Source organism: Amycolatopsis sp. lyj-109, from assembly GCF_046548995.1.
Classification (GTDB): domain Bacteria; phylum Actinomycetota; class Actinomycetes; order Mycobacteriales; family Pseudonocardiaceae; genus Amycolatopsis.
Genome location: NZ_JAJPWR010000020.1, coordinates 76,654 through 89,482, shown reverse-complemented (window position 1 = coordinate 89,482; position 12,829 = coordinate 76,654). Strand labels below are relative to the sequence as shown.

The window sequence follows — 12,829 nt, the reverse complement described above, 5'->3', positions numbered from 1 at the left end:
ACGGACGGTCAATTCTGCAGCCGGTGCAGCCGCAACGCCAGCTGGATCTCCAGCGCCCGGTCCGGCGCCTGCCAATCCTCGCCCAGCAGCGACGCCACCCGCTCCAGCCGCTGCACCACCGTGTTCACGTGGACGTGCAGCACATCCTTCGTCCGCGCCAGCTGCGAGCCGTTCGCGAAGTACGCCCGCAGCGTCGCGACCAGCTCGGTGCCGCGACGCTCGTCGTAGTCCAGGACCGGGCCCAGTGTCTGGCGGACGAACGCGTCCAGGTCCGCGCGGTCGCCGAGGAGCTGGCCGAGGAACCCCAGTCCGGCCATCGCCGCGCCCTCGCCCGTCCGGCCCAGTGCCAGCAGTGCCCGGACACAGCGGGCCGCCTCCGCGTGCGCGTCCGCGATCGCCGACAGGCCGCTCGCCGGCCCCGCCGCGCCCACCGTGACCGGACGGCCGGTGGCCGAGCCGAGGTCGGCCGCGACGCGGCGGGCCAACTCGTCCGGGTCGCCGGTCGCGAGCAGGACGACCTCTTCGGCGTGCACCCCGACCAGCGTCGCGTGCCGGGCGGCCGCGCTCGCCACGCGCCGCCGCGAGCCGCCGTCCGCGTGCGCGACCAGCACCGCGTGCGGGGCCGACAGGTCGATGCCCAGGCGGCGGCCGCGGGCCAGCAACGCCCGGGGATTGCGGCCGGGCGCGGTGAGCAGGTCGGTCAGCAGTTCGCCGCGGACCTCGTCTTCGGCGCGCACCACCGACCGCCGCAGCATCAGCAGCAACGCCGTCACGACGCCGGCGCGTTCGAACAGCCGCCGGTCGGGGTCGCTCAGCCCGGCCCGGCCGGCCAGCACCAGGCTGCCGAGCAGTTCGGGGCCAGCCTGCACCGCGCACACCCAACTGTCTTTTGTGGACACCGCCCGCCCGGTGGTGCGGGCCACGGCCAGCACGTCTTGGTCGAACGGAGCCGGGTCGAGCGCCACCGCAGCCGCCGAACTGGCCAGGAGCGTGCCGTCGGCGTCGTAGACCGTGAGGTCTCCGTGCAGCACGGCCGCGACGGCGTCGGCGACGTCCGGCAGGTCGCCGCCACGCAGGACGAGGTCGGTCAGCCGGTCGTGCGCGTCCTCGGCGCGTTCCATCGTCGCGTTGGCCTCGTTGAGCTCGGCGACCGCGCGGCGGGTCTGGTCCAGGAGGTTCGCGCTGTCCAGGGCGATCGCCGCGTGGTCGGCGAGCGACGACAGCAGCGCCACCTCGTCGGCGGAGAACTCGCGAACGGCGCGGTCGGACGCGAAGAGCACGCCCAGCACCTTCGGGCCGATGGCGAGCGGGACGCCGAGGATGGCGGTCAGGCCCTCGTCTTCGACGCCGGAGTCGATGTGGCGCGTGTGCTTGAACCGGTCGTCGGTGAAGTAGTCCGACGTCGCATACGGCCGCGCGGTCTGCGCGACCAGCCCGCCGAGCCCCTCCCCCAAGCCCAGCACGATCTGCTGGAATTCGGCCGACACCGAGCCGTCGCTGACCCGGATGTAGGTCTTGCCCTCGGCTTCGTTGTTGAGGCTCAGGTAGGAGACGTCGACGCCGAGCAGTGCCCGCGCCCGCCGGACGATCGAGCGCAGCACGGTGTCCGGATCGGACAGTGCGGCGAGCTCGCTCGCGGTCTCGAACAGCGCGGTGAGCTGGGCTTCGCGCCGCCGGTGCTCGGCCAGGGTCTCGCGGATCCGCAGGGCCAGCTCGCCCGCGCTGGCCAGCGCGGCCAGGTCGGCCGCGTCGAGGGCGCCCCCGGCGCGGGCGGCCACGACGACGTGCGCCAGCTGCTCGGTGCTCGCCCCGGAGGCGAGCAGGTCGAGCAGCCGGCGCAGCGCGTCCGAGGGTGCGGTCACGGCCGTCATGCTAGGGCGAAACGGCCGCCTTCTCCGCTTCGACATCGTCGTGCAGCGATTCGCCGCGGGTTTCGCGGGCCGCGAGCAGCGCGATCACCGTGATCACGCACATCGCCGCGACGTACAGCGACACCGGCACGGTGCTGCCCCAGCTGGAGAACAGCGCGACGGCGATCAGCGGGGCGACGGCCCCGGCGGCGATCGACGACAGCTGCCCGCCGACCGAAAGGCCGGTGTAGCGCACCCGGGTCGGGAACTGCTCGGCGAAGAACGCGGCCTGCGGGCCGTACATCGCGCCGTGCAGCACCAGCCCGATCGTCGTGGCCAGCACGATCATCGCCGTCGACTTCGTGTCGAGCAGCGCGAAGAACGCGAAGCCCCACAACGCCATCCCGATCGCGCCGAACAGGTAGACCGGACGGCGTCCGACGCGGTCCGACAGCGCACCCCACAGCGGGATCGTCACGAAGTGCACGGCCGAGCCGATGAGCACCGCGGTCAGGCCGACGCCCTTCGGCAGGTGCAGCCCGGTCGTGACGTACACCAGGATGAACGCGGTGATCACGTAGTACGAGACGTTCTCCGCCATCCGGGCGCCGATGGTGATCAGCACCTGCCGCCGGTTGTTGCGGAAGACGTCGACGACCGGCACGTGCTTGTCGGCGCGCGCTTCGGCCTGCCGCTGGGCGGCGAGGAACACCGGGGACTCGGAGACGGCCAGCCGGATCCACAGGCCGATCAGCAGCAGCACGCCCGAGAGCAGGAACGGGACGCGCCAGCCCCAGGACATGAACGTCGCGTCGGACTGCGTCGCGGACAGGATCGCCAGGACGGCGGTGGCCAGCAGGTTTCCGCCGGGCGCACCGCACTGCGGCCAGCTCGCCCAGAACCCGCGGCGGCGGTCGTCACCGTGTTCGGAGACGATCAGGACGGCACCGCCCCACTCGCCGCCGAGCGCGAAGCCCTGGACGAGCCGAAGCAGCGTGAGCAGCAGCGGAGCCGCGACGCCCGCGGTCGCGTACGTCGGCAGGACACCCATCAGGCAGGTCGAGCCGCCCATCAGGACGAGGCTGAGGATCAGCAGTTTCTTCCGGCCGAGGCGGTCGCCGAAGTGGCCGAAGACCAGGCCGCCGATCGGGCGGGCGAGGAATCCGACGGCGTAGGTCAGGAACGCCAGCAGCGTGCCGGTGAGCGGGCTCGCCGTCGGGAAGAACAGCTTGTTGAAGACGAGGGCGGCGGCCGAGGTGTAGAGGAAGAAGTCGTACCACTCGATGGTGGTGCCGATCAGGCTCGCGCCGACGATCTTGGCGATCGCCGACCGGTGGGGTTGGCTCACTGCGGGCTCCACTTCCTTGTGGTTGAGCGGCGGTCTGGTGGTCAAGCGGCGGTCCAGCCGCCGTCGAGGGGGATGGACGCCCCGGTGAGGTGACCGGCGTGCGGCGAGCACAGCCACACCACCAGGGAAGCGACGTCCTCGGGCTCGATGAGCTTCTTGATCGCGGCCCGCTTGAGGAGGACCTCGGCGACGACGTCCGCGCGCGGGATGTCGTGCTCGGCGGCCTGGGCGTCGATCTGGCCGTCGACGAGCGGCGTGCGGACGTACCCGGGGTTCACGCAGTTGCTGGTGACGCCGTGTTCGGCACCTTCGAGCGCGGCGACCTTCGAGAGTCCTTCGAGCCCGTGCTTGGCGGCGACGTAGGCGGACTTGTACGCGGAGGCGCGCAGGCCGTGGACGCTCGACATGTTGACGATCCGGCCCCAGCCGCGGGCGTACATCGACGGCAGCGTCCGGCGGATCAGCAGGAAGGGAGCGGTCACCATCAGGCTCTGGATGTGGGTGAACGCCTCGGGCGGGAAGTCCTGGATCGGCGCGACGTGCTGGACGCCGGCGTTGTTGACCAGCACGTCGACCTCGGCGGGCAGGCCGCCGATCGCGGCGGGGTCGGTGAGGTCGGCGGCGTGCGCCCACCCCCCGACCTCGCCGGCGGCGGCCTCGGCCCGGCCGAGGTCCAAGTCGACGACGTGCACCTTGGCCCCGGCCGCGGCGAGGGCGCGGACGCAGGCGAGGCCGATACCGCCGGCACCGCCGGTGACGAGGGCGGTGCGCCCGTCCAGATCGCTGGTCATGGACCGGAACGGTAAGCGTGACGCCGGTCGCCAGCCATGTGCGCGGGAGCTACACCTCGGCAAGATCCAGTGGTGCGGGCCCACATGGGCTCATGACCGTTCCGCCAGCACCGCGAGGTAGTGCACGTTCGTCATGATCCCCAGGATGTTGCCGAACGGGTCGACGACGGACGCCGTCACGAAGCCGGGCCCGCGTTCGATGATCGGCTCGTACTCCTTCGCGCCCAGCTCCAGCAGGCGCGCGAACGTCGCTTCGAGGTTGTCGACGTGCCAGCGGACGATCTCGCCGCCCGGCTCGGTGTGCGTGAAGGGGGCGTACTTGCGGTCGATGATGCCGAGTTCGTGCTGGTAGTCGCCGATCCGGAACTCCGAGTACCCCGGGACGTTGAAGTACGGCTCGATCCCCAGGAACTCCGCGTACCAGGCCTTCGCGGCCTCGTGGTCTTCGGCGTAGTAGGTGACGGTGGCCATCCCTCGCAGCATGTCCTGCTCCTCTCAAGCGGTGTGGTGCCATCATGCAGGAGCAAAGTGCTCACCAAGTGAGCACTTTGCGCGACCGTCTTCTTCCCCATTCTTTCCGGCCGGAAATGCTATTGTTCGAGGCATGCCGAGAAGCGACCCGGCGCGGGTCTTCGTGTCGTACACCCACGATTCACCCGAGCACAAAGATCACGTGCTCGCCTTCAGCGAGTTCCTTGAGCGAAACGGTGTCGACGTGACCCTGGACCAGTGGAAACTGGCCCATCGCCGGGACTGGTACACGTGGGCCATCGGCAGCATCGAAAACGCCGATTACGTCATTGTCGTCGCCTCGGAACGGTACCGCGAAGTCGCGGACGGTTACGCTTCGGCCGGAGACAACCGCGGCCTGCAGTCGGAAGCGGCATTGCTGCGCGAAAAACTGCACAGCGACCGGCCGACGTGGACGCGCAAGATCCTTCCGGTGGTGCTGCCGGGCCACACCCCGGCCGAGATCCCGGCATTCCTGCAGCCGCAGACGGCCGACCACTACGACGTCACCGATTTCACCGTCGCCGGCGGCGAGTCCCTGATCCGGGTGCTGACCGGCCAGGCGCCGTACGTCAAGCCCGTCCGGGGCCGGACGCCCGAACTGCCCCCGCGTTCCGCGTCCCGGCCCGCGCGCGGCCTCGACCAGAACGTCGTTTCCCACGGGGGCCTCACGATCGTCAACCAGGGCGGCGACCAGAACATCTCGATGTGACGGCCTGCCGGTGGCCCCGCGCCACCGGCAGGCCGGCCCCCGCTAGGCGGAGGTGTGCCGCGCCCGGACCATCTTCTTGATGATGGTGAGCGCGCGTTCGTTGTTCCGCCAGGCGATTTCGTTGTCGGAACCGAGCGTTTCACCGAAGCCGGTGTTCAGGTTGACCCGCTGGCCGTTGACGATCGAGATCGTGAACTCCTGGGCGTAGGGGATGTCGGCGTACTTCTCGTACTCGCCGTCGACGTCGTGCTCGAACAGCTCGTCGACCTTGCGGAACAGCGCGGTGATCGACGCGGGCATGGCGATCCGGTCGGTGGAGACGCCCACGATGTCGCGGTAGTGCCATTCGGTGATCTGCTCGTAGACGGGCTCACCGGTGTGGAAGTCGAGGGCGCACCGGTAGAGGCTGATCAGGTCGTTGGTCAGGAACAGGATCAGGATGTCGTAGTGGTTGGCGCGCCACCGGTGGTCGTCGCCGCGCCGGACGCGCAACGAGTCCGCGATGGGCCCCGACGGCGACGCCACGCCGACCACGGCCTGGATCGGGTAGACGAGGTCGCCGCCTTCGTGCTTGGTCGTCGCCACCAGCCGGACCTGCCGGCTCGCCTTGGCCTGCAGCGCAGCGATGTCCCCCGACAGCCAAGCGTCCATCTGCGCGTCGCTCGGCTTGGGTTCCGCGGCCGCGTACCGCTTCAGGTAGGTGCGGTACTGCTGTACCTTCTGCCAGCCCCACTTCCCGGCGAAGTAGGTGATGGCGAGCAGCAGGAGACTGCCGGCGTTGTGCGCCGCCGCGGCCAGGATCACGCTGAGCCCCGCGACCGTGAGCGCGATGGCGCCGGGTGCCGCGCTGCGGTGGCGCGGCGTGCGCACGAAGTAGCGCCGGACCGCTTCCCCGCGGGCCGGGTCGAAGTCGCGGACCACGGGCGCCTGCTCGGGTTCCGCCGCCGCGACCATGCCGAACTCGCCCGCTCGCTCCTGCAGCAGCTTGAAGGTCCGGCCCTGCGCCCGCTTCACGTGCGTGACCAGCGGTTCGAGCTGCGCGGGCTGCAGCTGCCCGATACTGGCGGCCAGGTCGGCCGCAGCCGGCGGCTTGGGCTGCATGCCGATCGCCGTGTAGTAGTCGTCCTTCACCAGGGCCCACAACACGTTGGCCTGGTGGGTCACCACGACGTCGCCGTAGCCGGCGGCCTGCTCGATGTGGGCTTCGACGCGGTCGATCTGTTCGGGTGAGCGGTCGTTGGGCGGGCGGCCGTCCAACATGGCCAGCGCCGCGCAGAAGTGCCCGGTGGCGAGGTCCCGCTGGGCCTCGGGCAGCTTCTGCGCACCGGCTTTCCGCGCGTCGCTGAGGAATTCCTCGAACTCGCTGACCGCCTTGGCGTACATGCGGCCTTTGAGGGCCATCAGACCGTTCTGGAGGTGGTCCTTGACGGACTCCGTGTATATGGTCTGGTCGCCGCCTTGATTGGCGAACACCGTCCCACCGTCGCTGTTGTGAACGTGTTGCCGGGAATGGGGGTCGTTCGTCACCGAGTTTCCTTTGGTTCGCGCGAATACCCCGCGCCTGGCGATCACGCGGGCGGCCAAGCCTAGGCCGACGGAGCCCCGGTTTCCGCTATTGACCCAGTACTGACAACTAATTGTCAGGTCCGCCGGAAAGGAGCGGGGCCCCGGCCGGATGCGACACTGCGTCCATGCGCGCCGACCGCCTCGTGGCCACCTTGCTGCTGATGCAGACACGCGGCCGCGTCACGGCCGCCGAGCTGGCGACGGAGCTGGAGATCTCCGTCGCCACCGCCCGCCGCGACCTCGAAGCCCTTTCGGCGGCCGGCGTACCGGTCTACCCGCAGCCCGGCCGCGGCGGCGGTTGGCAGCTCGTCGGCGGCGCGCGCACCGATCTCTCGGGCCTGAGCGCCGGCGAGGCGCAGGCGCTGTTCCTGCTGGCCGGACCGGCCGCGGCGGGAGCCCCCGAGGTCAAGTCGGCGCTGCGGAAGCTGATGGGCGCGCTGCCGGGCACGTTCCGGGCGGACGCCGAGGCGGCGGCGGACGCGATCGTCGTCGACCAGGCGGGCTGGGGCGAGCACCCGAAGGAGCGGCCGCCGATGGTCTCGCTGCTGCGCGACGCCGTCATCGCCCGCCGCCGGGTCCTTCTCACCTACGGCGGCCGCGAGAAGCCGGAGCGGCTCGTGGACCCGTGGGGCCTGGTCGACAAGGACGACGTCTGGTACCTGGTCGCGGGGACGGCGAAGGGCCGCCGCACGTTCCGCGTCGACCGGATCGTCTCGGCCGTTTCGACCGGCGAGCCCGCGGACCGTCCGTCGGACCTGGAGCTGACAACGGTGTGGCAGGAGGTCGTCGAGGAGGTGGAGAAGCGCCGTTCCCTGCTCAGCGCGGACGTGGTGCTCGACCGGCGGCACTTCCGGGTACTGCGGGACCGGTTCGGACGGCACTGCGAGCTGGTCGCGGAGTTGCCCGGGGAGCGGGTTCGCGCCCGGGTCGCCGCGCCGGCGCCGGTGATGATCGCGCAGGAGCTGGCCGGGTGGGGTGCGCTGGTCGAGGTGGAGAGCCCGGAGTCGGTGAAGGCCGAACTGGCCCGGCTCGGCGCGGAGTTGGTCGCCCGCTACGGAACGTGACGGCAAGCCTGCTGCCCGCTATGTGCCTCGATGTCGCAAATACCCCCTCCGGCGTCCGCGCCTCCCGGAAAAGCATGCGCGATCTCCGCACCTTCCCCGTCGATCACGTCGAACGGTCCATTCGCGACCATGCTTGGTAAACGCCGTTAATCGATCTACAATGGACACCCGGAGGACATACTCCGAGTGTCCGTTACCCGCCGGTATCTGGCCGTTCGGAGTATCCCTGATCACCCGTTTGCTGCTACTGTGACGCCTCCGTGACCTGAACGTGCGTTCGGTGACACTTCGGTGAGGGCAGACAATGCGTGACGATGTGGTCGAGGCGAGTGCGGTTGTGGGGCACTCCCCCGATGTGGTGTGGCAGATCGTCGGATCGCCGGAGTGGTACTCGCGGTTCGTGCCGGAGATCAGCTGGTGCGAGATCCAGGAGCCGGCCGGGCGCGGGCGCGGCCCGAAGGGCGCGATCCGGATCGTCCCCACGCGGGGACCGATGCTCGAGACGCAGATGCAGGCGGTCGTCTACCGGCCGGGCGAGCACGTCGTGTGGTGCGGGGTCCCCGACGAGGGCACCTGGGTGTCGCTGGAGCTGAGACCACTGGCCGGCGGCAAGACCGAGCTGTTCGTGCGGATGATGCTGCCGCCGTCGCACCTGGAGCTGGTCTCCTCGATCAAGAAGGACGTCCGCGCCCTCGGCCGTCGCCTCGACCTGCACCTGGCCGGGGAAGCCGACCCCGAGACCGACGGCGAGACCAACAAGGCCACCAAGCTGCGCACGACGAGCATCCTGCTGCGGGCCGGCGTGCTCAGCGCCGGGCGGCCGGACAAGCTGGCGCGCCAGCTGAACTCCCTCGCGCAGTGGGGCGCCACGGTCGCGGGCGGCTACCAGGCCGCGGCGGCCCGCGTCCCCGACGAGCCCGCCCTGCACGACGAGCGCAGCTTCCGCACCTTCCGCCAGGTCCAGGAGCGCAGCGACCGGCTCGCCAACGCGCTGAGCGAACTCGGCGTCGTCGAGCGCGACCGGATCGCGCTGATGTGCCGCAACCACGCCGCGATGATCGAGTCGTTCGTCGCCGCCAGCAAGCTCGGCGCCGACGTCATCCTGCTGAACACCGGACTGTCCGCCGCCTCGGTGAAGGACGTCCTCGCCGAGCACCAGCCGTCCGCCGTGCTGGCCGACGACGAGTTCGCGCAGACCATCGCGAACGTGCCCGGCGACTTCGCCCGGATCAGCACCTGGCCGGACGCCGACGCCGGCTACCCCACCGTCGACGAGCTGATCCAGGCCGCGCCCGCCGACCGCCCGAAGCCGGTCGAACGACCGGGCCGGCTGATCGTGCTCACCTCCGGCACCACCGGGACGCCGAAGGGCGCGCGGCGTCCCACCCCGAAGGGGCTGGGCACCGCCGCGGCGATCCTCGACCGGATTCCGCTGCGCGCCGGCGACCGGCTGCTCGTGGCGGCGCCGCTGTTCCACACGTGGGGCCTCGCGGCGATGCAGATCGGCATGGCGCTGCGGGCGTCGCTCGCGCTGACCCGCAAGTTCGACGCCGAAGAGACGTTGCGGACGATCGCCGAGCAGAAGTGCGACGCGCTGTTCGCCGTGCCGATCATGCTGCAGCGGATCATGGACCTGCCCGAGCGGGTCCGCGCGCGCTACGACCTGTCGTCGCTGCGGATCGTGGCCAGCAGCGGCTCGGCGATGTCCGGCGCCTTCGTGACGTCGTTCATGGACACCTTCGGCGAAGTCCTCTACAACTTCTACGGCTCCACCGAAGTGTCCTGGGCCAGCATCGCCGACCCGGCCGACCTGCGCGCGGCCCCGACGACGGCCGGCCGCTGCCCGCTCGGCACGCGGCTGGCGATCCTGGACGAGGAGCGCAAGCCGGTGCCCCCGGGCGGCGAGGGCCAGATCTTCGTCGGCAACGACATGCTGTTCGAGGGCTACACGAGCGGAACCGACCCGGCCCGCGCGGCGGACATGATGGCCAGCGGCGACGTCGGCTACCTGGACGCGGCGGGCCGCCTGTTCGTCACCGGCCGCGCCGACGAGATGATCGTCTCGGGCGGCGAGAACGTGTTCCCGCGTCCGGTGGAAGAGGCTTTGGTGGCGCTCCCGGGCGTCCACGACGCGGCGGTGGTCGGCGTGGCCGACGCCGAGTGGGGCCAGCGCCTGGCGGCGTACGTCGTCCCGCGGCGGGGCGCGTCGCTGCACGCGGAGGACATCCGGCAGTACATCCACCACCGCCTGGCCCGGTTCGCGGTGCCGCGGGACGTGTATTTCGTGGCGGACCTGCCGCGCAACGCGACGGGCAAGATCCTCAAGCGCCTCCTCCACGACGACACCTGGCCGGCGACCAGCGAGTACTGAGGTCAGCCGACCGGCTGACGCAGGACCGTTCTCAGCTTCGCGGGTTCGACGCGCCGCGGGTCGCTGAGGTACACCTCGTGGTGCAACCCGGTCGGCTTCAGCCCTTGCTCCGCCAGGTATTCGTCGTGCAGGCGGGCCAGCAACGGGCCTTCGTCGTCGTACGCCCCGACGTGGAGCACCTGCGCGCACCGGCCTTCGTGCAGCTTCTCCAGCCGGACCGGCGCGTCCAGCTTCTTCTTGCGCCGCACCGTTTCCCGGGCGTCCTCGACGGCGTCCTCCCCGATCCGCGAAGGCTGCGCGATGAGCATCGTCCACTGCCAGGAGTCCTTGGCGCGCACGGTGAACGCCGCATAGTCGGCAGCCCACCACAGGCCTTCCAACGGCCCCACGACGAAGTCCTCACCACGCTGCTTCGCCGCCATCTTGATCGTGTACGCGAAGGTGTAGAGCGCCTCGACGGCCTTCCGGTAGCTCTCCGCCGTGTTCGGGTTGCCGCGGCCGTCGATCGCGAGGAACTGCTGCTCGGGCACGTCCACCAGGGCCCAGTCGGTGTTCTTGGGCGCGTAGAGCTGCTTGAGGTCCTTCTTGAGGTCGTACGGCATCAGATCATTCCTTCCAGCCACCGGGCTTCCGCCTCGAGTTGCGCAACGGAGTAGTCGAAGATCGCCCGGACGAACGGCGGAGCGTGGTCCTGGGCCGCGGCCGCGCGCCGCACCTCGGCCAGCCGCTCCCCGATCGCCTCCGCGCGCCGGACCAGCGCCGCCGCGAGCCGTTCGGGCGGGACGGCCGGGCTGTTCGCCAGGCCGACGAGCACCGGCGGGTGCACCGGTCGCAGCTCCGCGATGGCGGCTTCGGCGGCCGACGCGCACGCCGTCCGGCCCGCTTCGGTGACCGTGAACGTCTTCTTGGCCTTGGCGTGTGCGCGTTCCCCTTCGACCTCGGTGACCAGGCCGCGGTCGCGGAGTTTGCCCAGGACGTAGTAGATCGAGCTGAAGCCGAGCGCCGTCCAGTCGCGCATGCCGCGTTCGGAGACGACCTCGTCCAGCTCGTAGCCGTGTCTCGGCCGCTCGGCCACCAGGCCGAGCACCGTGAGTTCCGCGTCGGTCAGCACGGCCATACTCTAGCACTAGAATACTCGACTTCCGGAAATTGTCGGTGACATCTGGGGCTCCGCCCCAGGTCGGGGGCTCCGCCACCCGAGCCCCCGAAAAATGTCGGTGGCTGCTGGCATGCTTCAGCAAGGACCGGAAAGCGAGGGGCGAACAGTGGGGGGACAGGTGGTGACGGCAGTGCCGTGGACCGCGGAACACGTGGCCGGGCTGGCACCGGATCCCGCGTCGGAGAAGGCGGGCCGGGTGCTCGCCACGCCGGCGCGGTGGTCGGGCGCGGGCGCGTCCGAAGACGCCGTGTGGGGCTTCTGCCAAGGCAGTGGCAAGAAGCCGTACCAGACGTGCGTCGAGCTGGCCGAGCCCGCGTTCCGGTGTTCCTGTCCCAGCCGGAAGTTCCCGTGCAAGCACACGCTGGGGCTGCTGCTGCTCTGGGCCGCCGGGCGCGTCGACGCCGCGGAGCCGCCGGAGTGGGTGCACACGTGGCTGGCCGAACGCGCCGACCGGGCCCGCCGGGCGGAGAAACGCGCGGAGACGGCGGGCCCGAAGGACGAAGAGGCTGCCGCCCGCCGTGCTGCCGACCGGGCGGCACGCGTCGAAGGCGGCGTCGCGGAGCTGAAGGTCTGGCTCACCGACCGGATCGGAGCCGGTTTCGCGGGCTTCGAGCGCAGCGGGGGCGAAGAGCTGCGCACGGTCGCGGCCCGCATGGTCGACGCCCAGGCTTCGGGCCTCGCGGGCGGCCTGCGCCGGGCGGCGGGGATCGTCGGCCGCCGGGACTGGCCGGAGGCGCTGCTGGCCGAGCTGTCCCAGCTGTACCTGCTCGCCGACGCGGCCACGCGCCTTGAGTCGCTGCCACCCGCGTTGGCGGAAACGGTCCGCACGCGGCTCGGCTTTTCGGTGGAGACGGCCCGGGTCCTGGAAAGCGGCGAGCGCGTCGCGGACGAATGGCTGATCACCGGCGCGGCGGACGAGGAGAACGACCGGCTGCTCACCCGCCGGACGTGGTTGCGCGGTCTCGGCACCGGCCGGGACGCGCTGGTGTTGTCGTTCGCGCCACCGGGCCGTCCCCTCGACGCATCGCTGCCACCGGGCCACCACCTGACGGCGGAGCTGGCGTTCCACCCGGGCGCGGCGCCGCTGCGGGCGTTGGTGGCGGAGCGCGGAATCCCCCTCGCGGCCCCCACGGCCGACGGCGGTTCGATCCCGGACGCCCTGGCGGCGCACGCACAGGCGATGGCGGCGGACCCGTGGCTGGAACGCTGGCCGGTGCTGCTGTCGGGCGTCACCCCGGCCGAGCACGCCGGCGGCTGGTGTCTGTCCGAAAAGGACGGAACGGCGATGCCGCTGGTGCCGTACGCGTTCCCGTGGTCATTGCTGGCCTTGTCGGCGGGCCGCCCGCTGACGGTGGCGGGCGAGTGGAGTCAGTCGGGGTTGAGGCCGCTGACGTGCTGGCACGACGGCCGGGCGGTGCGGCTGTGAACGTCCATTTCCCGCACCGCGTCGGAAAATCG

The 12,829-nt window shown here is 71.1% G+C and carries 11 protein-coding genes; 4 read left to right on the top strand and 7 right to left on the bottom strand.

Annotated elements, in window-relative coordinates:
* Positions 1 to 8 precede the first annotated feature (8 nt).
* From ACLJQF_RS35785 to ACLJQF_RS35770, 4 genes are all read right to left on the bottom strand, one after another.
* Positions 9 to 1,871 carry a helix-turn-helix domain-containing protein gene (locus ACLJQF_RS35785; protein WP_410614694.1) on the bottom strand — a complete coding sequence of 621 codons (1,863 nt, stop codon included), beginning with the start codon at positions 1,869 to 1,871 and terminating at the stop codon, positions 9 to 11.
* Position 1,872: 1 nt separating this feature from the next.
* Positions 1,873 to 3,198, bottom strand: a complete 1,326-nt coding sequence (locus ACLJQF_RS35780) for an MFS transporter (RefSeq protein WP_410614693.1) — start codon at positions 3,196 to 3,198, stop codon at positions 1,873 to 1,875.
* Positions 3,199 to 3,239: 41 nt separating this feature from the next.
* Entirely contained in the window at positions 3,240 to 3,989 is a 750-nt protein-coding gene (locus tag ACLJQF_RS35775) for a 3-hydroxybutyrate dehydrogenase (RefSeq protein ID WP_410614692.1), read from the bottom strand.
* A gap of 90 nt (positions 3,990 to 4,079) precedes the next feature.
* A complete protein-coding gene (locus ACLJQF_RS35770) occupies positions 4,080 to 4,472 on the bottom strand; it encodes a VOC family protein (protein ID WP_410614691.1) in 393 nt (130 codons plus the stop codon).
* Between the two features lie 121 nt (positions 4,473 to 4,593).
* Between ACLJQF_RS35770 and ACLJQF_RS35765 the strand changes: the two genes are divergently transcribed.
* Positions 4,594 to 5,211, top strand: a complete 618-nt coding sequence (locus tag ACLJQF_RS35765; protein WP_410614690.1) for an SEFIR domain-containing protein — start codon at positions 4,594 to 4,596, stop codon at positions 5,209 to 5,211.
* Positions 5,212 to 5,253: 42 nt separating this feature from the next.
* Here ACLJQF_RS35765 and ACLJQF_RS35760 read toward each other — a convergent pair whose 3' ends face one another.
* Positions 5,254 to 6,684 carry a hypothetical protein gene (locus ACLJQF_RS35760; RefSeq protein ID WP_410614689.1) on the bottom strand — a complete coding sequence of 477 codons (1,431 nt, stop codon included), beginning with the start codon at positions 6,682 to 6,684 and terminating at the stop codon, positions 5,254 to 5,256.
* Between the two features lie 218 nt (positions 6,685 to 6,902).
* Between ACLJQF_RS35760 and ACLJQF_RS35755 the strand changes: the two genes are divergently transcribed.
* Together ACLJQF_RS35755 and ACLJQF_RS35750 are read left to right on the top strand one after the other, a co-directional pair.
* Positions 6,903 to 7,841: a helix-turn-helix transcriptional regulator gene (locus ACLJQF_RS35755; RefSeq protein ID WP_410614688.1), complete on the top strand. Its 939-nt coding sequence runs from the start codon at positions 6,903 to 6,905 to the stop codon at positions 7,839 to 7,841.
* Positions 7,842 to 8,145: 304 nt separating this feature from the next.
* Entirely contained in the window at positions 8,146 to 10,212 is a 2,067-nt protein-coding gene (locus ACLJQF_RS35750; protein ID WP_410614687.1) for an AMP-binding protein, read from the top strand.
* Positions 10,213 to 10,214: 2 nt separating this feature from the next.
* Here the strand turns inward: ACLJQF_RS35750 and ACLJQF_RS35745 are convergent, their stop codons facing one another.
* Positions 10,215 to 10,814, bottom strand: a complete 600-nt coding sequence (locus ACLJQF_RS35745; protein ID WP_410614686.1) for a GyrI-like domain-containing protein — start codon at positions 10,812 to 10,814, stop codon at positions 10,215 to 10,217.
* Complete coding sequence (locus ACLJQF_RS35740; RefSeq protein WP_410614685.1) at positions 10,814 to 11,323, bottom strand: PadR family transcriptional regulator; 510 nt, start codon at positions 11,321 to 11,323, stop codon at positions 10,814 to 10,816. The genes ACLJQF_RS35745 and ACLJQF_RS35740 overlap by 1 nt, the downstream gene beginning before the upstream one ends.
* A 166-nt stretch (positions 11,324 to 11,489) precedes the next feature.
* On the opposite strand from ACLJQF_RS35740, the gene ACLJQF_RS35735 reads away from it, so the two are divergent.
* Complete coding sequence (locus tag ACLJQF_RS35735) at positions 11,490 to 12,797, top strand: SWIM zinc finger family protein (protein WP_410614684.1); 1,308 nt, start codon at positions 11,490 to 11,492, stop codon at positions 12,795 to 12,797.
* Positions 12,798 to 12,829 lie beyond the last annotated feature (32 nt).

Coding starts and splice junctions, on each gene's coding strand:
- ACLJQF_RS35785 (WP_410614694.1), bottom strand. CDS start 1,871: ATGACGGCCGTGACCGCACCCTCGGACGCGCTGCGCCGGCTGCTCGAC.
- ACLJQF_RS35775 (WP_410614692.1), bottom strand. CDS start 3,989: ATGACCAGCGATCTGGACGGGCGCACCGCCCTCGTCACCGGCGGTGCC.
- ACLJQF_RS35770 (WP_410614691.1), bottom strand. CDS start 4,472: ATGCTGCGAGGGATGGCCACCGTCACCTACTACGCCGAAGACCACGAG.
- ACLJQF_RS35765 (WP_410614690.1), top strand. CDS start 4,594: ATGCCGAGAAGCGACCCGGCGCGGGTCTTCGTGTCGTACACCCACGAT.
- ACLJQF_RS35755 (WP_410614688.1), top strand. CDS start 6,903: ATGCGCGCCGACCGCCTCGTGGCCACCTTGCTGCTGATGCAGACACGC.
- ACLJQF_RS35750 (WP_410614687.1), top strand. CDS start 8,146: ATGCGTGACGATGTGGTCGAGGCGAGTGCGGTTGTGGGGCACTCCCCC.
- ACLJQF_RS35745 (WP_410614686.1), bottom strand. CDS start 10,814: ATGCCGTACGACCTCAAGAAGGACCTCAAGCAGCTCTACGCGCCCAAG.